The sequence below is a fragment of the Alistipes sp. AF48-12 genome, from assembly GCF_003477565.1.
GTDB classification, from domain to species: Bacteria; Bacteroidota; Bacteroidia; order Bacteroidales; family Rikenellaceae; genus Alistipes_A; species Alistipes_A hominis.
Window position 1 is genome coordinate 25,190 of record NZ_QUDJ01000019.1, and the last position, 22,910, is coordinate 48,099.

Here is a 22,910-nt window from a genome sequence, read left to right on the forward strand (position 1 = left end):
GCCGACATGCAGCCTATCACGAACACCGGCCGGCGCTATTTGTAGCGCCGGCCGGCATTTTGAAAACGAAACGCCTCAGGCATCCGTTCCGAGTAGCCTTCGCACCGTTTTTCTCAAATCGTCCGGCGAATAAGGCTTCGAAACGACCGTATTGCATCCGGCGGCCAAAGCTTGTTCCTTCTCGCTGTAAAAGACGTGCGCCGTCACGGCGACGATCGGAACGTCGGGCGAGATCGCGCGGATTTTTTCGGTCGCCTCAATCCCGTTCATCACCGGCATCCGGATATCCATCAGGATCAGGTCGGGACGTTCGCGCACGAAGCTGAGCACCGCCTCCTGCCCGTTCGGCACCCACCGAAGCACGTATTCTTTGGACAGCGCGGCTTCGAGCAATTTGAAATTGGTTTCCACATCCTCGGCGACCAGAATCACTTTCCGCCGTCTGTCCGCCGAGCCTTCCGCATCCGTGCATACGGCCGCGGCCGAACAGCAAGGCAAACAAAGCGTAAACGTACTCCCCTCGCCGACCTGCGAACGCACCTCGATCCGTCCGCCGAGTCGCTCGGCGATGCTCCGGCAGATGGAAAGCCCCAGCCCCGTCCCCTGCACAAAATCGTTCAGCTTTTCGAAACGGTCGAAAATAAGCGGGACTTTCTCCTGCGGGATACCCCGTCCGGTATCGGTCACAAATAGTTCCAACCAATCGTTCCGCAACTTCGCTCCGAGGGTGATCCACCCCCGATCCGTATTTTTGATCGCGTTCGAAAGGAAATTGAAAAGCACCTGCGTCAACCGATTGCGGTCGGAAGAGATCCATACCGGCAGCCGCGGGCACTCTATTCTGAAACCGACTCCTTCCTTCATTTTCAGCCGGTGCACTTTCTCCACCTCCTCGAGCAATCCGGTAATTTCCACCTGCTGAAAATGGGTTTCCGCCCGTCCGGATTCGATCCGCGAGAGATCGAGAATATCGTTGATCAACTGCAGCAACAGGTTGCTGTTTTTGCGAATGATATCCAAGTATTCCTCCCTATGCGCATCGCAGTCGTCGGCGGCGAGCAACTCCGAAAACCCGACGATCGCATTCAGCGGAGTCCGTATTTCGTGGCTCATGGTGGCCAGAAAAACCGATTTCAACCGGTCGGCCTCCACCGCTTTTTTCTTCGCGACGATCAGTTCCTCGGTGTGCCGGACGCGGTCGCCCACGTCGTGGATCAGCGCGAGCACCCTGTTCCCTTCAAACGGGGCGATCCGCGCCTGAAAATAGTGCCGTCCGTCCTTGTCCAGCGGATATTCGATCTCTTTAATCTGACCGTCCTGCAGGCACTCCCGTATATTGCGAACGAACAGATCGCTCACCTCCGGCGAATAGATCGTCCGCCCGTCCGCTCCGATCAGCTCGTTCACCGGATGGAGCAGGATCGTGCCCCGAGACATCAACACGTCGGTAATAACAAAACGGTCGTCCAGGATAAAAATAAATTCCGGCAATGCCTCGACGATTTTCCGGTTCCGCTCTTCGAGGCTCCGGATGCGGGCCTCTTTTTCGCAGCGGGAAGTGATGTTCGACGTATAGGCGATCAATTTGCGGGGACAACCCTGTTCGTCCGGCTCGCAGGAGAAAAAACAGTCTTCCAGCCAAACCGCCTGCCCCTCTCGGCCGACGCAGCGCACCCGTATCTTGGATACTTTGGTATCGGATGCCAACATGCATTCGAAAGCGTTTCTGTAAGAATCGACGTCGTCGGGATGCGCGAAACGGTAAAAATCGTCGATATCCGCGAATTCGATGCCGGCATCCCGGAGCCCCAGCACCCGGAAATAATCGTCGTCGAAACAGCAGGCTCCCGTCGGGATATCGTATTCCCACAGAGCGATCCGGTGAGCCGCCAGAACGGAAATGACGTTTCGGTATTTGTTTTCGATCGAATGATCGTGCTTTTCAGGAGGAAAAAAGCGGTCGTTTTCGTTCATGTCACACTTTTTGGATAGCAGTCCGATAGTAAAAGTATAAATAATCGCGTTCGAAGATACCTCTGCGGATATTTTTTCACCGGATTTTTCCGACCGTCGTCCAAACGTTATCGGAAACACCCCAGTAAGAATGCACTGCAAACAGAAAGCGGCCGCGACGCCCGCCAGGGCGACGACCGCTTTCCGTAAAATTCAATCTATAAATCCAACTTGACGACCGTAATGCCGGCCCCGCCGAGTTCTTCGTGCTCGTCCCGGGCGCTTTTGACCAGATCGACCGCGCGCAGGTAATTGCGAATCTCCTCTTTGAGGGCCCCGGTACCTTTGCCGTGCAAAATCCGGATTTCGGAAAAGCCCAGCATGATCGCCTCGTCGACAAAATCCTGCGTAGCCTGCAGCGCTTCGGACACCCGCATACCGCGCACGTCGATCTGCTGGGTAAATTGCAGCCGGCGTTCGGCCGTACTGTAATTCGTGACCGGAGCGGGCGCGGAACGTTCGTTGCGCACCGCCTTTTTATATTCGGCATTCGAGATGGGTTCCAGCCGCTCGGCGTCGAGAGTCGTCAGAATTTGCCCGAAACCGACGGTGGCCCGCTTACCGCTCACGCTAACAACCTCGCCTACGGCATCCTGCCCTTTGATCCGCACTTTAACGCCCGGCTCTACGATCCGGGGCTTTTCGGGGGGCGGCGCAGGCGTCACACTCCCGGTCTCCGGCTTGCGGTTGCGGCGTTCGGCACGGCGCTGTTCGCGCCGGCGGATCTGCTCGATTTTCCGGTCGATCGCTTCGTCTCCGGCGGAATCCTGCTCCAGCGTCTCTTTAAACTCCTCCATTTTGCGCCGTACCGCCAATGTCTTTTCCTTGTCTGCCTGCGACTCGCGGATCACCCGGATCGTATTTTCGATCTGTTTGTTCGCTTCGGCGGTAATCTGCCGCGCCTCGGCCTTCGCCTCGCGCAACAGCCGGCTGCGCTCCGCCTTCAGCGTTTCCAGCTCGGACTGATATTTTTCGGAAAGTTCGTCCACGCGCTTTTCGGCCTGACGGATTTTATCGCGCTTTTGCTCCCAGTAACGGCGGTCGCGGGCGATCTCGCGCAACTGGCGCTCGATGTTGATATGGTCGCTGCCGGCTTTTTCCGACGCGCTGCGGATGATCTCTTCCGGAAGCCCGATCTTGCGGGCGATCTCGACGGCGAACGAACTGCCCGGCTTCCCCATTTCGAGCCGGAACAACGGGCGGATGTTCTGCACGTCGAACGTCATCGCGCCGTTCTGAATGCCGCGCGCATTGCTGGCGTAGTATTTCAGATTCGAATAATGCGTGGTAATCACGCCGAAACAGCGCCGCTGTTCGAACTTCTCAAGCAGCGCCTCGGCAATCGCTCCGCCGATGATCGGCTCGGTACCCGTGCCGAACTCGTCGATCAAAATCAGCGAACGCTCCCCCGCGCTGCGGAGGATATTCTTCATATTCAGCAAGTGCGAACTGTAAGTACTCAGGTCGTTTTCGATCGACTGCTCGTCGCCGATGTCGATGAAGATATCTTTGAAAATCCCCATCTCCGAATTTTCGGAAACCGACACGAGAAACCCCTTCTGAAGCATGTATTGCAGCAGCCCGACCGTTTTCAGACAGACCGATTTGCCGCCGGCGTTCGGCCCCGAAATCACCAGGATATGCTTGTCGTCGGTCAGGGTCAGGTCGAGCGGAACGATCTCCTTCCCTTCGCGCCGCAACGTCTGCGCGAGCAGCGTATGCCGGGCCCGGATCAGGCGGATCGAACTGCGGTTCTCGACGATCGGCAACGTACAGTCGTTGGCCAGCGCGAAACGCGCCTTGGCCCGGATGAAATCCATCGTCGTCAGGAAATCGCCCGACTCGCGGATACGGGGCAGGTCGGGACGGATCGCATCGGTAAAACGGGTCAGGATACGCACGACCTCGCGGCGCTCCTCGTATTCGAGCGCCTTCAGTTCGTTGTTGAGCTCCACGACCTCGATCGGTTCGATATAGACCGTCTTGCCGGTCGCCGACTCGTCGTGGATCAGGCCTTTGATTTTCTTTTTATTGGCGGCGGCCACCGGGATCACGGCGCGCCCTTCGCGGATCGAGACCGACACGTCGCCGTCCACGATGCCCGAAGCCTGCGCCTGTCCCATGATCTGTTGCAGGCGGCGCGACACCTGGCTCTCCCGGTCGCGGATCGTCCGGCGCAGCGAGAACAGTTCCGCGGAAGCGTTGTCCCGCACCTTTCCGAACTTGTCGACGATCGAGTCGATGTGGTTGATGATCTCCGGAAAACCGTCGACCCCGCTGCACAGGGCCCTCAACTGCGGATACTGCTCGTCGGTACGGGCATTGAAAAAGGCGACCAGCCCGTGGACCATCGCCAACCCTTTGCGCAACGCCGCCAACTCGCCGACATCCAGGAAAGAGCCCTCGACGGCCCCTTTTTTCAGGAACGCGTCCATATCGACAAAGCTGCCTTCGGGCAGTCCGTTGTCCATCATCAACACCGTTCGCATCTCGAAAACCTGACCGAGACGCGCGACGACCGACTCGTAGTCGTCACTGAACGCCGCCTCGAAAAGTTTATCGACTGCGCCCTGCGTCACGCAGAGCGCCTTGACCTGGCTACGGATACGATCGAAACCGATCTTATTCTCAAAATTATCGGGATAAACCAAAACTTTCGGAAAAAAATTAATACGGTAAACGGACGCGCTATTCGTCCCGGTTGCGCCGGCCGAACACCGACACGTTGATATAACGGCTCGGGTGCGCTTTCAGATCTTCCAGCAGGGCCGACAGATTCGCCGTGGCGTCCACCAGTTCGTCATACAACGCCTGGTCGTTCAGGAACCGACCGACCGTGCCGTCTCCGTGGTTGACTTTTTCGAGCGTCGTGTTCAGCGATTCGAGCGTCGTGGTCACCTGCGCGATCATCGTCGGAATCTTCGACTTGCTTAGCGAATCGCTGAAATTCTCGACGTTGGTGACGATCCGGTCGATCTGTCCTGACTTGCCGTTCAGCGTTTTGGACAACTCGTTCAGGTTCTGCACGATCTCGCGAACGTTGTTTTTCTCCCCGGCGATCACTTCGTTGAGATTACCCGATATCGAAGCGATGTTCGTGAATGTCGCATTCAGGTTGTCCTTGTTGTCGGCCATCAGCGTATTGATATGTCCGAGCGTAATCATCAGTTGGTTGATCACGTCGTTGGCGCGCTGTTTCAGGAACTCGAACTCGCTGCCGGCCACCTCCAGGAAATCCTTGTTGATCTCCGAAAAGAGCGTATCGCCCTGTTGCAGGTATTTGGCCGACTTGCCCAGTTCCAGTTCGACGGCCTTGCCGCCCATAAGCCCGTCGCTGAAAATCCGCGCCTTGGTATCGTCCGGAATCTTGAATTTCGACTTGATCGAAAATTCCACGACCACCTTATCCGACCGTTCCGGATCGAAGCTGATATCGCTGATCGACCCCACCTTATAACCTTTGATCAGCACGGCGGCCGACGACTGCAGGCCGTTCACCTGATCGTATACGGCATAGTAATGCACCGACGACGTGAACAAATCCCGTCCCTTAAGGAAATTGATCCCCCAATACAACGCCGCGATCATCAGTATCCCGAAAAAGCCTATCTTAAATTCTCTGCTCAGTTTCAATTTCATGCCTAAAATTTTATCTGTCCGTTATTCACAATCGTTCGTTCAATCACTGCTGCCTGCGGCGCGCTTCGCCGACCGGGATCGTTTTATCGCCGTCGAATGCGACCAGGAACGCGTCCCGGATACTCTTGCGCACCTGGGTTTGCAAAGATAACGCTTCGTGGTAAGACGACGTGCCGCCGACGAAATATTTGTACGTGCCGCCGATCACGATCTCCTGCACCTCGCCGCGATAAGGCCCGAAACGGGACGAATTCTTCGGCAGTTTCTGCGGGGCCGAAGCGACTTGAACCCGGTAGACGATCTCCCCGCCGCTGTCGTCCGCGACGCTCTCCGTTGCGGCCGTTTCCGGCTCGTCCCGGGCGAAATCCGCCGCAGAATCGTTCCTCGGCTGCGAATCGTCCCCGTCGTCGTCACTCAAAACAATCCGTGTGCCACGTCCCTCGCTGCGCACCTTGTACTCGCTGAATGCGTTGAACAAACAGCGCGCATACGTCTCGCGCCCTTTGTCCGAACCGACGAACTTCTCCTCCGCGGGATTCGAAATAAACCCGAACTCCGCCAGGATGCTCGGCATCGCCGCCGACCACAGCACCAAAAAACCGGCCTGGTGCACGCCGCGGTTCTGCATTTTGGTCTGACTGGCAAACTGTTTCTGCACCATATCCGCGAACGTGCAGCTTTGCGACAAGTAAGCGGACTGGATCAGCGAAAAGATAATGAACGATTCCGGCGAGCCGGGCACGTATCCCTGGTATTTGGTCGAATAATCGTCTTCGTACGAAATCACGTCGTTCTCCTTCATCGCGACATCGAGGTTCTTGCCGGCCTTGTCGACCCCCATCACGTAAGTCGACGTGCCCGACGGCGCGGAAGATTTGTTGCTGTTGATATGGATCGAAATGAACAGATCCGCTCCGGCCTTGTTAGCGATGTTTCCCCGTTCGTTCAACGGAATCAGCACGTCGGTCTTGCGCGTATACACCACTTTGACATCGGGATATTTCTGGCCGATCATCTTTCCCAAACGGAGCGCAACGTCCAGATTGATATCTTTTTCCTTGTAAATCCGGCCGACGGCTCCCGCGTCCCGTCCGCCGTGTCCCGCATCAATTACGACGGTATTTATACCGATTTCCTTCTTTTGCGCGTTAGCAGTAATAACGACGCCGAAAAGCGAAAGAAAAACGACCGAAACCGTTAAAAACGTGAGGCTTGAAACTTTCATTACGGCAAACGTTAGAGAACTCTTTTTTTTTAACTATTTTTGCGGACGAAATTTGATAACTTTGCAAAGTTAAATTATTTGTTGGGATTTGCGGCTAAAAAAAGCGAAATATATCTTACTCCTGCTATGTCTGATCCCGTTTGGACAGCTTGTTTTCAGCCGCGAGAGGGCTTATCCGGCCTCTTCGGACGAATCCTTTTTGCAGGATACCGCAGGACGCGATTCGCTGACGGAAAACGTTGCGATCGCGCACGCGGCCGCAGACTCCGTCCCCGGACTGGATTCTTCCGCGACGCCGCAATATGCGGCGGCCGACAGTGCGGCCGTCGCCGCGCGGGATACTTCCAAGAAAGACACCGCGCAGCGCAAATCGTTCCTCGACGACGTAATTTCGGGGAAAAACCAGGATTCGCTGGTTTACGATCTTCGTAACAAAACGGTCTACATCTACGAGAAAGGCGACGTCGACTACCAGGATAAAAACCTGAAGGCGGACTTCATGAAAATCAACATGGACGACAAGATCATCTTCGCCTACGGACGCGAAGATACGACCACCAAGACGAACACCCGGCCCGAATTCACCGACGGAGGATCGACCTACCAGATGGACACGATCACCTACAACATCGCCACCGAAAAGGCCCGTATCAAAGGCGTGACGACGCAGGACGGCGAAGGCTACCTGAAAGGCTCGCGCGTCAAGAAAATGCCCGACAACACGATCAACATCGCCAACGGCAAATACACCACCTGCGACTTGGATCACCCGCACTTCTACCTGGCAATGACCAAGGCCAAGACCATTCCGGGCAAGAAGGTGATCGTCGGCCCGTCGTACCTGGTGATGGAAGACGTGCCGATCTATTTCCTCGGACTGCCGTTCGGCTTCTTTCCGACGATGAGCGGACGCCACTCCGGTTTCATCATGCCGACCTGGGGCGAGGAGGCCATAAAGGCTTTTTCCTGCGGGACGCCGGATACTATTTCGCATTCAACGACTACATGGACATGACCGTCCAGGGCGGTTTCTACACGCTGGGATCGTGGCAGGCGAGCCTCGCGTCGCGGTATGTCAAGCGGTACAAATACCGGGGCGGCCTGAATTTCTACTTTTCAAAAGACATCATCGGCGAACGCGACGAGCCCGACTACGTCAACATGAACAACTTCAACCTGCAATGGACGCACCAGCAGGACGCGAAGTTCCGCCCGAACTCGACCTTCTCGGCCAGCGTGAACTTTTCAACCAGCGGTTACAGCAAATACGGGGCGCAGACGATCAACGACTACCTGAACACGCAAACCAACTCCAGCATCTCCTACTCCAAATCGTGGGCCGGTACGCCGTTCTCTTTATCGACCAACATGCAGCACTCGCAGAACTCGCAGGACACGACCGTTTCGCTGAGTTTCCCGAACGTGGTTTTCAGCGTATCGCGCGTCTATCCGTTCCGGCGCAAGGAGGCCGTCGGCAAGCAGCGCTGGTACGAGAAAATTTCGTTCACCTACACGGGAACGCTCGGCAACAACGTAAAAGTCAAAGAAAGGGATCTGTTCACCGACCGGATGTTCAAGCAGATGAAGAACGGCGTCAACCACAACATTCCGATCTCCACGTCGCTGAACCTGCTCAACTACATCAACGTCAGTCCTTCGGCAAACTATCAGGAACGCTGGTACTTCCGTAAGATCGACAAGGAGTGGGACCCGGTTTCCCGGTCGGTCGTCAACGGCGATACGACCACCGGCTTCTACCGGCTGTACGATTACAGTTTCTCGGTCAGCGCCACGACCAAGCTGTACGGAACCTACCAGTTCAAAAAAACGGCTGCCGTGCAGGCGTTCCGCCACACGCTGACCCCGACGATCAGCTTCAACTACCGCCCCGATTTCGGAGCCGCCAAATACGGGTATTACAAATACGTGCAGAGCGATACGCTGGGTAACATGAGGCGCTATTCGCCGTTCGAGGAGGGTCTGTACGGGGTGCCGAGCGCGGGGCGTAGCGCGGGCATATCCTTCGGACTCACCCAAACGCTGGAAATGAAAGTGCGCAGCAACAAAGACACCTCGGGATTCCGGAAGATCAAGCTGATCGACAACTTCAGCATCACGTCGTCCTACAATTTCCTGGCCGACTCGCTGAACCTGGCTCCTTTCTCGATCAACCTGCGCACCAACCTGTTCAAAAACGTCGGACTGAACGTCAACGCGACGCTCGATCCTTATCAGATAGACGCCAACGGACGAAAGGTCAACAAGTTCATGCTGCGGAAAGGGAAACTGGGACGGCTCACGAGCGTCAGCACCTCGTTCGGCTATTCGTTCAATTCGAAAAACCGGGGATCCTCGTCGCCGGCAGCCATCAACGACATCAACAGCGGGACGACCGAAGTGCCTCCGGAATATACCGACATGTTCACGCAGCCCGGCTACAACCAAATCGACCCGTTCACCCGGCGGCAAATGATGTCGGCCACTTACTACGACTTCAGCATCCCGTGGAATTTCGGATTCAATTACAGCTTCAGCTATACGAAGCCCGGGCTTCAGGCCAATATCGTCCAAACCCTCGGCTTCAACGGCAGCGTCAACCTGACGCCCAAATGGGGGGTTACGTTCAACGGCGGTTACGACTTCGGATCGAAAAAAATCACGCCGGGAACCTTCACGCTGACCCGCGACCTGCACTGCTGGCAGATGTCGTTCAACTGGGTTCCGATCGGGTTCCGCAAGAGCTGGAGCTTCACGATCAACGTGAAGGCTTCGATGCTGAAAGACCTCAAGTACGACCGCAACAGCAGCTTCTACGACAACTTCTACGACAATTAAACGGTCGCGGGCCGCGTTAGTTAGTACGATATTTGCAATCTCTATACTGCTTTGAAATGAAAAAAATAATTTTGTATTGTATGGCTATTCCCGTCCTGACGCTGGGAGCCTGCGGCGAAAAAAAGAATCCGCTGCTGGTGACGTCCACCGCGCCCTACGAAGCGCCGCTGTTCCCGCAAATCACAAACGAAGATTACAAACCGGCTTTCGACAAAGCGCTCGAAGAGGCCCGCGCGGACATCGACCGCATCGTGAACAATCCCGACGAACCGACCTTTGCGAATACCGTCGAAGCGCTTGCGTTCAGCGGAGAACGCCTCGACAACGTCAGCAGCGTCTTTTTCAACCTGAACGAAGCGAACACGAACGACACGATGCAGAACCTGGCGCTGGAAATCTCGCCTGTTCTGACCGAATTCAGCAACGACATCACGCTGAATCCGGCGCTTTTCGAACGGGTCAAAGCGGTCTACGCCCGACGCGACTCGCTCGCCCTGACGCCCGAACAGTCTCGCCTGCTCGAAAAGACCTACAAGGATTTCGCGCGCAACGGCGCGGCGCTGTCCGAAACGGATAAAAAGACCTACCGCGAGTTAACCGCCAAACTGTCGCAACTGACCCAGAAATTCAACCAGAACACGCTCGGCGCGACCAACGCCTTTATCCTGCACATCACCGACTCGGCGCAGGTCGCCGAACTGCCCGACTTTGTCCGCGAAGGAGCGGCGGCCGAGGCCAAAGAGCGTAACCTCGAAGGGTGGGTCGTCACGCTGCAATACCCGAGCATGTCGCCGTTTATGATGTACTCGTCGAACCGCGAGCTGAAGGAGAAGCTGTGGAAAGCGTATAACACCCGCGCGTTCGGCGGCGAGTTCGACAACTCGAAGATCGTCGAAGAGATCGCCGACACCCGGCTACAAGTGGCCCGCCTGCTCGGCTACGATACTTACGCCGACTATGTGCTCGAAGAACGGATGGCCGAAAGCGCCCCGACGGTCAACGCTTTCCTGACCGAACTGCTCGACCGGGCGATCGGCGCCGCGCATGCCGACGTAAAGAGCGTCGCCGAATATGCGGCCGCGAACGGTTTTACCGGCGAGTTGATGCCGTGGGATTTTTCCTACTATTCCGAAAAACTGAAAAACGAAAAATACAGCATCAACGAAGAGCTGACCAAGCCCTATTTCAAACTCGAAAACGTGCAGGCCGGCATTTTCGACCTGGCCGGCAGACTCTACGGAATCTCGTTCAAAGAGAACCCCGACATCCCGGTCTACCACCCGGACGTAAAGGCCTACGAAGTGCACGACGCCGACGGGAAATTCCTGGCCGTACTGTACATGGACTTCTTCCCGCGGGCCTCGAAACGCGGCGGGGCCTGGATGACCGAATTCCGCAGCCAGTCGGCGCGCGACGGGCAGGACACCCGCCCGCTGGTCTCGCTGGTTTTCAACTTCACGAAACCGACCGAGAATACCCCGTCGCTGCTGACATTCGACGAGGTCAGCACGATGCTGCACGAATTCGGACACTCGCTGCACGGCATTTTCTCGCAGGGAAACTACCCCGGCATGACCGGCACGTCGGTCTACCGCGATTTCGTCGAACTGCCGTCGCAGATTATGGAGAACTGGGCTACCGAGAAAGAGTTCCTCGACCTCTGGGCCGTACACTACCAGACCGGCGAAAAGATGCCGGCCGAGCTGATCCGGCGGATCATCGACGCCAAGAACTACCTGGCCGCCTACCAGCATATCCGCCAGGTATCGTTCGGTTTGTGCGACATGGCCTGGCACAGCATTACCGCCCCCGTGAACGAACCGGCCGACGCTTTCGAAGCGAAGGCGGTCGCCAGGGCCCAGGTGATGCCGCGGGTGGACGGACAGTGCATGTCGACCTCGTTCACGCACATCTTCGCCGGAGGCTATGCCGCCGGGTATTACAGCTACAAATGGGCCGAAGTGCTCGAAGCGGACGCGTTCTCGCTGTTCAAGGAAAAAGGCATTTTCGACCGGGAGACGGCCGCGTCGTTCCGCGAAAACATCCTGTCGAAAGGCAACTCGGAGCACCCGATGGAGCTGTACGTCCGTTTCCGCGGACATAAACCCGACACGCAGGCGCTATTCGACAAAATGGGAATCAAATAGTCCGAAACACAAACCGGGAATCGCTATGAAAAACCGACGTTACTGCCTGCTGGGATTGCTTGGAATCGGCCTGTGGGCCTCCGGATGCAACCGTGCGAAACCGCTTCCGTCCGACTATTTCGGAGGCGAATTCGTCTGCTACGACGACACGGCCCGGTTTTTCGACTGCGCGACCGGCCGTACCTACCTGCTCGACCGCAGCGGGGCGTATCCGGAAGTCGTCGCAAACTACGAACAAATGCGGCCGGCCCCCCACGAGCGGGTTCACATGTTCTGCCACGCCGAGATCCGGCAAGAAGCCGACTCGTCGAACGGCCCGGTCCGGATGGTCGTCCGTGAACCTTTCGGTTTCGACCGGGCGACCCACTGCGATCCGAACGGCCTGATCGCGGGCATGTACCGTAGCAACGCGGGCGGCGGGGAAGGCAACCGGATGCTGCACCTGAGGGGCGACTACACCTATACGGTCGTCCGTTTCACCGAAACGACCGAACAGCGCGAGGACGGACGCTGGGGACTGAGCTCCGAATCGGAACTGGTACTGAACCCTCAGGAAGCCGGCCGGCCCCAGCGCCGGTTCGAGATCCTGTTCGAACCGGAAACCCTCGTAGCCAACGACGGACTCGGACAGCTTACCTATCAAAAAGTTTATCTGGACTGACCGTCCTTGCGGACAGACAAAAACGAAAGCGGAGGAAAAAAAAACGACATTTCCTCCGCTTCCGTTTCGATGCCGGAACGCTAAACGTCCAGCGAATATCCGTCGCGGTACTGGTAATGCATCCGTTTAGTGGCTTCCGGATCGTTCATGAATTTCTCGACGATCGGGTTCCACACCACCGGACGCTTCAGTTCGTTGGCGATGTTGCCCAAATTGCAGACCGTGCAGGAACTATGTCCCACTTCCACCGGAACGTTCGGATCGATCCGCGAACGCATCGAGTTGATAAAGGTCTGGTAGTGCCCGACTTTCGTCTCGTAAGGCACGCTGCTGTCCTGCTGTTTCTCGGCCTTCGGCATGAATTTCGGGTCGGAAGCGAGGAATTCGCCGCGGCACACCTGGATCCAGCCGTTGTCGCCGTAAATTTTGAGTCCCTGCTTGCCTCCGTCGAACTCCTGTTCGGTAACGGTCGTTCCGTTGTCGTATTTATAAGTCAGGTGATCGTAATAGCTGTATCCGGCGGGAATAATCTCGACCGGGCCGTTGCCGTCCTTGCCCATCGCCCACTGCGCGATGTCGAACATGTGCGCGCCCCAATCGGTCATCAGGCCGCCGCCCATGCCCTGATACCAGCGCCATGCGCCCCAGAGCTGTTCGTTCTGCTCGGGATCGATCGTGATGACCGGGTTCAAATCCGAATTGTAATAAATGGTTTCGGGCAGCGGACCGAGCCACTTGTCCCAATTCAGGCCGGCCGGCACTTCCTGTTTCGGCAGCGTGTAGGGAGTCGGCGAACCGCCCACATGCACCTTGATCAGCCCGATCTTGCCGAGTTCCCCCTCGCGGCACAGGTTGGCAGCGTGGATAAATTCGGCGTCGGAACGCTGCTGGCTGCCGATTTGCAGGATGCGGCTGTACTTACGCACCGCTTTGCGAAGCTGCTGTCCTTCATAAATGGTCAGCGTCATCGGTTTTTCGAGGTAAACGTCTTTGCCGGCCTTGCAGGCGGCGATAGCGATGATCGCATGCTGGTGATCCGGCGTGGCGATCACGACCGCGTCGATATCGGGACGCGCCAGCAGCTCTTGATAATCTTCGTACAGGTCGACCTTGCATTTTTCGCCGTGATCGGCGTAGTATTTCTTCACGCGCTTATCGAAGCGGGCGCGTTTCACGTCGTAGACGTCGCAGCCGGCCACTACTTTCACCCCGTCGATGGTAATGAAACCGTTGAGCAGGTGCATCGCCTGCTGACCGAGGCCGATAAAACCGATGTTGATCGTGTCGTTGGCAGCGGTTTTTTCATTTTTTTTGCTTTTCGCAGCAGCCGCCAGCCCGGAGGGCATCAGTAACGCCCCGGCTGCGCCGAGTGCGGAAACTTTCAGAAAATCGCGGCGTGAGAATTTCGATTCAGAACTCATTTTCAGTTGGTTTAATAATTTCGGTTTTTTGTTTTTGGGAAATCATGTAGGCAAGTTACTCATTTCGCCCGGGAAAAACAAAATATTTTAAAAAAACGATTCCGTTTTGCATATCCCGCGTCCGTTCGTTATCTTTACATTTCGACAACTTAATCGAAAAACCTATGAAAACGTTTTTTTTACCTACTGTTGGCACTGTGCTGCGCGGCCTGCGCGCCGAAAAAGCAACCCGTTTCGCTGATTTTCGACACGGATATGGCTCCCGACTACGACGACGTGGGCGCCATGGCCGTACTGCATGCGCTGGCCGACTCCGGCGAAGTCGATATCCTGGCCACCGTCTCGTCGAATAAACAGGAGACCACCGCGCCGTGCATCGACGTACTGAACACCTATTTCGGGCGGCCCGGGATTCCCGTCGGCGCGCCGAAAGGCGAAGGGGTCAGTATGGATACCTGGCATAAAGGGCTGAAGTGGACCGAAGAACTTCCGTCCCGTTTCCCGCATAAGGTCGAAAGCGCATCGCAGGCCGAAGACGCCGTATCGGTTTACCGGCGGGTGCTGAACGCGCAACCGGACACCAGCGTCGTCGTCGTGACGGTCGGCTTTTTCACGAACCTGAAAGACCTGCTCGAATCGGGGCCGGACGCCGACAGCCCGCTGTCCGGCAAAGAACTGGTCGCGGCCAAAGTGAAACGGCTGGTTTCGATGGCCGGGTATTTTCCGGAAGGCAAGGAGTTCAACGTGATGATGGACGCGCCGGCCAGTCAGTACGTATTCGAGAACTGGCCGACCCCGATCGTTTTGAGCGGATTCGACATCGGCGAAAAGATCATCACCGGCAAGCAGACCGCCGCCATGCCGGTCGAAGGGAGTCCGGTGCGCGAAGCCTATAAAATGTGTCTCGAACAGGATAATCCGGAAGGACGGAACAGTTGGGATCAGTCGGCCGTACTGGTCGCCGTACGCGGAGCCGAACCCTATTTCGGTCTCGAAACCGGCACGCTGACGGTCACGCCGGCCGACAGCAACGATCACTGGACACCCGATCCGGCCGGCCGACACGCGCGGCTGCTGCCGAAAATGCCGACCGAACAGGTTACGGCTACGATCGAAGCATTGATGATGCATCAGCCCACGGTACGGAAATAACTTTCGCAAGCCGCTCCGGACGTAACTTTTGCCGAAGGAAAACGTTTTACGGAAAACAACCAACCGAATGGAAGCCATGAAAAGAATCATACTGATCCTGGGGAGCCTGTTCCTCGGATACGCGGTCTTCGCACACCCGGCGGACCGCTATTTCGACGACGACGATTACGATGACGGCGATCTGTACGAATGGGGCGTGCAAATCAACAATTACGCGGCCCCTTATTCCGACCAGTTCGTGATCTGGGCCGCACGGGAATACAATTTCCCGTGCAACGACCTACGGTACTACCTCCGCAAAGGATACTCGCCGAGCGACCTGCTGGCCGGAATCGAACTGTCGCGCCGATCGGGATATCCGTTGCGCGCCGTGATGGACTATTACCGGCGCGGCAAAGACCGCAACTGGATCAACGTTTCGCTCCATTTCGGAATCGGACGTTCGTCGGCGGACTTCCGCATCATCCTCGGCAGGTTCCGCGAATACAGTCGGTACTGGAACGCATACTACGCGCACCGTCATCCGGGACGGGTTCCGCCTCCCGTTTACCGCCACGGCTGGTCTTACTTCCGGCCCGATGCGCCGCACCGTCGGCCCGCGCCCAAACCTCCGCGCCCGGTCGTACGCCCCCCGCACCCTCCGCGTCCGCAAATGCCGGGCAACCGTCCCGCCGTTCCGCCGGGACATCCGGTTCGGCCGCAGCGGCCTCGAGCACCGACCGGCCGCAGCGCCCCGAATACCGTCCGCGGAACCAAAAATCCATCTCCGGACGTAGCGCGCGCGACGCTTCGCGGAGAAACGACGACCGCCGCAACGACCGAGAGAAGGATCGGACGCAAAAGGTCGATAAAAAGGAAAATAACAAAAGTTATCGCCGCTGACCCTACGCTCCGGCCGCAACATTCCGCGCCGGACGGAAAATCCGCTGGATGTCGTTGCCGGAAGGATTCTGAAACAGCACCAGGTCGAATTCGGGCACGACCGCGATGATATGGTCGAACAGATCGGCCTGGACGCTTTCGTAGGCGACCCACTCCTTGATGACCGAAAAACAGTACACCTCGACCGGAATCCCGTTCGGAGTGGGCTGTAGATGGCGCACCATGCAGGTAAGCTCGTGGTTGACGACGGCCAATTTTTTCAAGTAGAGGTTCAGGTAAGCTCGGAAAACAGTCAGGTTGGTCAGCCGGAAAAAATCGGCGCCGTTCGGGTTTTCCGCACCGTTACGGTACCGGTCGAATTCGGTCTCGCGCTGAACGACATAGTCGTGCAACAGCTCTATATCCTTATATTTTTCGGTCATTTCGGGCGTACAGAACCGGACGCTGCCCAAATCGATGTTGATCGAACGCATGATCCGCCTGCCGCCGGACTCCTGCATCCAGCGCCAGTTCTGGAACGAATCGCCGGTCAGGATGAAAGGCGGAACGGTCGTAACCGTATTGTCGAAATTCTGTATCTTGACCGTATTCAGCGTCACTTCGAGCACCGTGCCGTCCACGTTGTACTTCGGCATACTGATCCAGTCGCCCGGTCTCAACATTTTGTTGGCGGACAACATGACTCCGGCCACGAACCCCATGATCGTGTCCTTGAATATCAGCATCAGGATCGCCGCCGAAGCGCCCAACCCGGCCAGCAGCTTCAGCGGCGAACGGCCGATCAGCAGGCTGGTCACCACGATCGCCGCCAAAAAGAACAGACCGACCTGCAGGATTTGAAGCAGGCCTTTCAACGGGCGGTCGTGCAGGGTTTCTTTCTGTTCCAAAATGCCGAAAAACACCTTCAGCAGCATGTTGACGAACATGACGACCACGAAAATAACGTACAGCAAACAGATTTTCCGGAGCAGCACGGGCGTTTCGGAATGTTCCGGAAAAGCCAGCGGAATCAGGATATAGATCAATGCGACCGGAACGATGTTCGAGAACTTGCGCAGCACGTCCCGATTGAACAACAGTTCGCCCCAACGCTTCTTCGTCCGGACGATGATCCGCCTGCCGACGGCGAGAATGACGAAACGACAAATGACGTCGGCCGCCAACGCGCAAAGCAGGATCATCGCGATGATGACGAACTGATCGAGCAGATGGGCCGTCTCGGGCTCGATACCGACCTGCACGAGCAGGTTGTGCGCCCATTTAACCAGAACACTATCTTCCATAAAAACTGAAAATCAACATTTATCCGAAGTTTACGAGCAAATATTTGGCCAATGCCCGAACCGCCCGCGACAAATGCCGGAAACCGGCAAACAAACGCCCGCGCAACGTCTGCCCGCCAGGCAAAAGAATACGAAAAAACGTCCGGGGCACATTCGATTTTGAAACGAATTTTCTATATTTGCAGGAACCTGACTTCCTTAACTTAACTTTTTACTTCGCATGCACAAAAAGACGAAATGGGCAATTACCGCCCTGATTCTTGTCGTCGCGATCGGTCTGGGCACTTACCGGCTGATACGCGAAAAAAAACCGGATGCCGGTATCGACGCACCGCCGGCCTCTTCCAGAGCCAACATACTGAACGTAAACGCGCAGATCGTCCGCGAACAGGAACTGAGCGACGGCATTTTCACAATCGCCACCCTGCTTCCGGATGAGGAAGTCGACCTGACGTTCGAAACATCCGGCAAAATCGAGCAGATCAATTTTACCGAAGGAACCGTCGTGCGCAAAGGCGATCTGCTGGCCAAAGTGAACGACAAGCCGCTTCAGGCCCAGCTATCGAAATTCGAAGCCCAATTGAAGCTGGCCGAAGACCGCGTGTACCGTCAGAGCGCACTGCTCGAAAAGGATGCCGTCAGCCAGGAAGCCTACGAACAGGCGCGCACCGAACTGGCGACCCTGAACGCCGACATCGCCCTGGTCAAAGCCAATATCGGCCTGACCGAACTGCGTGCGCCGTTCGACGGGATCATCGGGCTGCGCCACGTCAGCGAGGGGGCTTACGCTTCGCCGTCGGTAGTCGTGGCCAAACTGACCAAGACTTCTCCGCTGAAAATCGAATTTTCGGTACCCGAACAATACGCGTCCGAGATCCGTAAGGGAACGCGCGTCACTTTCCGGCTGACCGGGGAACTCAAACCGTTCGAAGCCTCGGTTTACGCCATCGGTTCGAGCCTCGACGCCAACCACCTGCTTCCGGTGAGAGCGCTCTATCCGAACGCCGACCGGAAACTGATGCCCGGCCGCTTCGCCAACGTGTATGCGCAAACGCGCAAGGTACTGAACGCCATTGTCATTCCGACCGAAGCCGTCGTCCCGGAACTGGGCGTAGACAAGGTCTTCCTGTACAGGAACGGAACAGCCCAGCCGGTGCAGATCGAAACCGGACTGCGCACCGACGCTCAGGTCGAAGTGGTCAGCGGATTGCAGACGGGCGACACGCTGATTACCTCTGGAACGTTGCAGTTGCGTACCGGACTGCAAGTGAAACTCGACCGTATCGACTAATTCCGCCGCCGTATGAATATTTCAGAAATCAGTATCCGGCGGCCGGTGCTCGCCACGGTGATGACCGTGATCATCCTGCTGTTCGGCCTCATCGGGTACAATTACCTCGGCGTGCGGGAGTATCCGAGCGTCGACAACCCGATCATTTCAGTCTCGTGCTCCTACCCGGGCGCGAACGCCGACGTAATCGAGAACCAGATTACCGAGCCGCTCGAACAAAACATCAACGGCATCCCCGGCATCCGCTCGCTGTCGAGCGTCAGCAGCCAGGGATCGAGTCGCATCACGGTCGAATTCGAACTGTCGGTCGACCTCGAAACCGCCGCCAACGACGTGCGCGACAAAGTCTCGCGCGCACAACGCTACCTGCCGCGCGACTGCGATCCGCCGACCGTATCGAAAGCCGATGCGGACGCTTCGCCGATCCTGATGGTCGCCATCCGCAGCGACAAACGCTCGCTGCTGGAACTGAGCGAAATCGCCGACCTGACGGTTAAAGAACAACTTCAAACGATCAGCGACGTCAGCAGCGTTTCGATCTGGGGTGAAAAGCGCTACTCGATGCGGCTGTGGCTCGACCCGGTCAAAATGGCCGGTTTCGGCCTTACGCCGGTCGACGTGAAAAACGCCGTAGACCGCGAGAACGTCGAACTCCCGTCGGGCAGCATCGAGGGAAACACCACGGAACTGACCATTCGCACGCTCGGACTGATGCACTCCGCAGAAGAATTCAACAGTCTAATAATCAAAGAAGAGAACAACCGAATCATCCGATTCCGCGACATCGGACGGGCGGAGCTCGGCCCGCAGGACACCCGCAGCTACATGAAGATGAACGGGGTGCCGATGGTCGGCGTCGTCGTGATCCCGCAGCCCGGAGCCAACCACATCGAGATCGCCGACGCGGTCTACGAACGGATGGAACGGATGAAAAAGGATCTGCCCGAAGACGTGGAAACCAGCTACGGATTCGACAACACGAAATTCATCCGCGCCTCGATCAACGAAGTCGAAAGCACCGTATACGAAGCCTTCTTCCTGGTGATCGTCATCATTTTCCTGTTCCTGCGCGACTGGCGCGTGACGCTGGTGCCGTGCGTAGTAATCCCCGTCTCGCTGATCGGATCGTTCTTCGTGATGTACCTGGCCGGATTCTCGATCAACGTGCTGTCGATGCTGGCCGTGGTGCTGGCCGTCGGACTGGTCGTCGACGACGCGATCGTGATGACCGAAAATATCTACATCCGCATCGAACGCGGCATGAGTCCGAAGGAGGCCGGTATCGAAGGAGCTAAGGAGATCTTTTTCGCCGTCATCTCGACGACCATCACGTTGGTGGCCGTCTTTTTCCCGATCGTATTCATGGAGGGCATGACCGGCCGGCTGTTCCGGGAATTCAGCCTCGTAGTGGCCGGCGCGGTGATCATTTCGGCATTCTCGGCGCTGACTTTCACACCGATGCTGGCGACCAAGCTGTTGAAGCACCGCGACCGGCCGGGGTGGTTCTACCGCAAGACCGAACCGTTCTTCGTCGGCATGAACCGTTTTTACAGCCGCACGCTGGCGGCGTTCCTGCGCCGCAGGGTGCTCGCCTTCCCGATCGTGCTGGCGATGGTCGGCATTATCTACGTCCTGTGGAGCCGGATTCCGTCCGAGATGGCGCCGCTGGAAGACCGTTCGATGATTACGATCAATACGCGCGGACCGGAAGGCGTCACTTACGAATACATACGCGACTATACCGAGGACATCAACCGGCTGGTCGATACGCTGGTTCCCGAATCCCGGGCCGTCACGGCCCGCGTATCGAGCGGCAGCGGAAACGTGCAGATCGCGCTGAAAGACATCACCGAACGCCAACGGTCGCAGATGGATATCGCCGAACAGCTATCCAAAGCGGTCAAAAGCAAGACGATGGCCCGCGCGTTCGTGCAGCAGCAATCGACTTTCGGCGGCCGACGCGGATCGATGCCGATTCAGTACGTGTTACAGGCTACCAACCTCGAAAAATTGCAGGAGGTACTGCCGGAGTTCATGGCCAGGGTCTACGACAACCCGACCTTCCAGATGGCCGACGTCAACCTAAAATTCAGCAAACCCGAAGCCCGCATTTCGATCAACCGCGACAAATCCAACCTGATGGGCGTCAGCACCCGCGACATCGCGCAGACGCTGCAATACGGGCTCAGCGGCCAGCGCATGGGGTATTTCTACATGAACGGGAAACAATACGAAATACTCGGCGAGATCAACCGGCAGCAGCGCAACAAGCCGGTCGACCTGAAATCGATCTATATCCGCAGCGACAAAGGCGAGATGATCCAGTTGGACAACCTGGTGAGCCTGGCCGAAGGCATCGCGCCGCCGCAGCTCTACCGCTACAACCGTTTCGTTTCGGCCACGATCTCCGCAGGCCTGGCCGAAGGCAAAACGATCGGTCAGGGACTCGACGAGATGGACAAAATCGCGAAAGAGGTACTAGACGACACGTTCCGCACCGCGCTGGCCGGCGACTCGAAAGAGTTCCGCGAAAGTTCGTCGAGCCTGATGTTCGCCTTCGTGCTGGCCATCGTACTGATCTACCTGATCCTCGCCGCCCAGTTCGAAAGTTTCAAAGACCCGTTCGTCATCATGCTGACCGTACCGCTGGCTGTCGCCGGAGCGCTGATATTTATGTTCGCGACCGGGCAGACGATGAATATTTTCAGCCAGATCGGGATCATCATGCTGATCGGCCTGGTCGCCAAGAACGGTATCCTGATCGTCGAATTCGCCAACCAGAAACAGGGAACGGGCGTCGCCAAGATGCAGGCCATCGAAGAAGCGGCGCTGCAACGCCTACGCCCGATCCTGATGACCAGCGCCTCTACCATTCTCGGGCTGCTGCCGCTCGCCTTCGCCACCGGAGAGGGAGCCAACGGACGGATTGCAATGGGGATCGCCGTGGTGGGCGGCATGCTGGTTTCGACGATCATGACGCTGTACATCGTCCCGGCCATATACACCTATGTCTCCACGAACCGATTAAAGAAGCAAGCATGAGAAAATACGTTTTGTCGATCGTAGCGGGATGTCTGTGCGGAATGTTGTCGGCACAGCAGACCTACACGCTGCAAACCTGCCTGCAGGAGGGACTCGAGAAGAACTACGCGATCCGCATTTCGAAAAACGAACAACAGATCGCCGCGAACAACGTGACGGCGGCCAATGCCGGCCGCCTGCCGTCGCTCGACCTGGCGGCCGGTTATTCGGGCGCCCTGAGCGAAAACCGCACTGAAAGCGCCGAAGGAGAACGCGGCAGCGTTTCCGGAGTTTACGACCAAACGGTAAACGCGGGACTCGACCTCGGCTGGACGCTTTTCGACGGATTCCGGGTGCAAACCAATTACAAGCGATTGGAGGAACTGCGCGGTCTCGGCGAAGTCAATGCGCGGATCGCTATCGAGGATTTCGTAGCGGGACTGACCGCCGAATATTACAATTACGTACAGCAGAAAATCCGGCTGAAAAATTTTCTTTACGCCGTCTCGCTGTCGAAAGAGCGGCTGCGGATCGTCGAAGCCCGTTACCGGATCGGTAACTTTTCGCGGCTCGACCTGCAACAAGCGCGCGTGGATTTCAATGCCGACAGTTCGCAGTATATCAACCAGCAGGAACTGGTGCAGGCGTCGCTGATCCGGCTGAACGAACTGATGGCGGGCCCGGACGTCAACGCTCCGCTGCAAATCTGCGACTCGCTGATCCGGGTCAACAGCCGGCTCGAAGAAGGTGAATTGCTCGAGCGGATGCTGCAAACGAACGCCTCGCTGCTCAAAGCCGACCGCAATACGGCGCTCGCCGGACTGGATCTGAAAACGCTCCAAGCTCGAAACTATCCTTACGTCAAACTGAACGCAGGATACGGTTACCAACTGAACCGTTACGGCAACAACGCCAACCGGCAGCGGCAAACCTGGGGTCCGGACGTCGGCGCGACGCTCGGCATCACGCTGTTCGACGGCAACCGACGGCGCGAACAACGCAACGCCCGCATCCAGATCGAAAACGCCGAGCTCACCCGGCAACAGCTCGAACTGTCGCTACGGGCCGACCTGGCCGACTTCTGGCAGGCTTACCGCAACAACCTCGAACTGCTGAAACTCGAAGAGGAGAACCTCGTCGCAGCGACCGAGAACCACGAAATCGCAATGGAGCGCTACCTGCTCGGCGACCTGTCGGGCATCGAGATGCGGGAAGCCCAAAAAAGCCTGCTGGACGCCGAGGAACGCATTCTCTCGGCGCAATACAACACGAAGCTGTGCGAAATCTCGTTACAGCAGATCAGCGGAAACATTTTGTCTTATCTGGAATAACTCCGTACA

General features: G+C 57.0%; 15 protein-coding genes. 9 read left to right on the forward strand and 6 right to left on the reverse strand.

What is annotated here, in order from left to right:
• Positions 1-75: 75 nt before the first annotated feature.
• The 4 genes from DW082_RS11570 to DW082_RS11585 form a co-directional block, all read right to left on the reverse strand.
• Positions 76-1,974, reverse strand: a complete 1,899-nt coding sequence (locus DW082_RS11570; protein WP_118458757.1) for an ATP-binding protein — start codon at positions 1,972-1,974, stop codon at positions 76-78.
• A gap of 197 nt (positions 1,975-2,171) precedes the next feature.
• On the reverse strand, positions 2,172-4,664 hold the full coding sequence (locus DW082_RS11575) for an endonuclease MutS2 (protein WP_118458759.1): 2,493 nt from the start codon (positions 4,662-4,664) through the stop codon (positions 2,172-2,174).
• A gap of 37 nt (positions 4,665-4,701) precedes the next feature.
• Complete coding sequence (locus tag DW082_RS11580; protein ID WP_101571299.1) at positions 4,702-5,652, reverse strand: MlaD family protein; 951 nt, start codon at positions 5,650-5,652, stop codon at positions 4,702-4,704.
• A 43-nt stretch (positions 5,653-5,695) separates the two neighbouring features.
• Positions 5,696-6,877: an N-acetylmuramoyl-L-alanine amidase gene (locus DW082_RS11585; protein ID WP_101571301.1), complete on the reverse strand. Its 1,182-nt coding sequence runs from the start codon at positions 6,875-6,877 to the stop codon at positions 5,696-5,698.
• 88 nt (positions 6,878-6,965) lie between these two features.
• Here DW082_RS11585 and DW082_RS15195 point away from each other — a divergent pair, with 88 nt between their 5' ends.
• The 4 genes from DW082_RS15195 (at position 6,966) to DW082_RS11600 (ending at position 12,520) form a co-directional block, all read left to right on the forward strand.
• Positions 6,966-7,892: a putative LPS assembly protein LptD gene (locus tag DW082_RS15195; RefSeq protein ID WP_259335616.1), complete on the forward strand. Its 927-nt coding sequence runs from the start codon at positions 6,966-6,968 to the stop codon at positions 7,890-7,892.
• Positions 7,883-9,712 carry a putative LPS assembly protein LptD gene (locus tag DW082_RS11590; RefSeq protein WP_259335617.1) on the forward strand — a complete coding sequence of 610 codons (1,830 nt, stop codon included), beginning with the start codon at positions 7,883-7,885 and terminating at the stop codon, positions 9,710-9,712. Before DW082_RS15195 ends, DW082_RS11590 begins: the two co-directional genes overlap by 10 nt.
• An 80-nt stretch (positions 9,713-9,792) precedes the next feature.
• Complete coding sequence (locus DW082_RS11595) at positions 9,793-11,859, forward strand: M3 family metallopeptidase (protein WP_055202011.1); 2,067 nt, start codon at positions 9,793-9,795, stop codon at positions 11,857-11,859.
• 25 nt (positions 11,860-11,884) lie between these two features.
• Complete coding sequence (locus tag DW082_RS11600; protein ID WP_118458761.1) at positions 11,885-12,520, forward strand: hypothetical protein; 636 nt, start codon at positions 11,885-11,887, stop codon at positions 12,518-12,520.
• 80 nt (positions 12,521-12,600) lie between these two features.
• Here DW082_RS11600 and DW082_RS11605 read toward each other — a convergent pair whose 3' ends face one another.
• Entirely contained in the window at positions 12,601-13,941 is a 1,341-nt protein-coding gene (locus DW082_RS11605) for a Gfo/Idh/MocA family oxidoreductase (protein WP_118458763.1), read from the reverse strand.
• A gap of 189 nt (positions 13,942-14,130) precedes the next feature.
• On the opposite strand from DW082_RS11605, the gene DW082_RS11610 reads away from it, so the two are divergent.
• Both DW082_RS11610 and DW082_RS11615 read left to right on the forward strand, forming a co-directional pair.
• The gene (locus DW082_RS11610; RefSeq protein WP_259335618.1) at positions 14,131-15,093 is read left to right on the forward strand and encodes a nucleoside hydrolase; all 963 of its coding nucleotides are present in this window, start codon (positions 14,131-14,133) and stop codon (positions 15,091-15,093) included.
• A gap of 76 nt (positions 15,094-15,169) precedes the next feature.
• A complete protein-coding gene (locus DW082_RS11615) occupies positions 15,170-16,084 on the forward strand; it encodes a hypothetical protein (protein WP_147387026.1) in 915 nt (304 codons plus the stop codon).
• Here DW082_RS11615 and DW082_RS11620 read toward each other — a convergent pair.
• A complete protein-coding gene (locus DW082_RS11620) occupies positions 15,978-17,258 on the reverse strand; it encodes a mechanosensitive ion channel family protein (protein WP_118458767.1) in 1,281 nt (426 codons plus the stop codon). The genes DW082_RS11615 and DW082_RS11620 overlap by 107 nt on opposite strands.
• 220 nt (positions 17,259-17,478) lie before the next feature.
• Between DW082_RS11620 and DW082_RS11625 the strand changes: the two genes are divergently transcribed.
• From DW082_RS11625 to DW082_RS11635, 3 genes are read left to right on the forward strand one after another with little or no spacing between them, the layout of a single operon-like run.
• Entirely contained in the window at positions 17,479-18,549 is a 1,071-nt protein-coding gene (locus DW082_RS11625) for an efflux RND transporter periplasmic adaptor subunit (protein WP_118458769.1), read from the forward strand.
• A 12-nt stretch (positions 18,550-18,561) separates the two neighbouring features.
• A complete protein-coding gene (locus DW082_RS11630; protein ID WP_055202023.1) occupies positions 18,562-21,591 on the forward strand; it encodes an efflux RND transporter permease subunit in 3,030 nt (1,009 codons plus the stop codon).
• Complete coding sequence (locus DW082_RS11635) at positions 21,588-22,901, forward strand: TolC family protein (protein ID WP_118458771.1); 1,314 nt, start codon at positions 21,588-21,590, stop codon at positions 22,899-22,901. Before DW082_RS11630 ends, DW082_RS11635 begins: the two co-directional genes overlap by 4 nt.
• Positions 22,902-22,910: the final 9 nt, after the last annotated feature.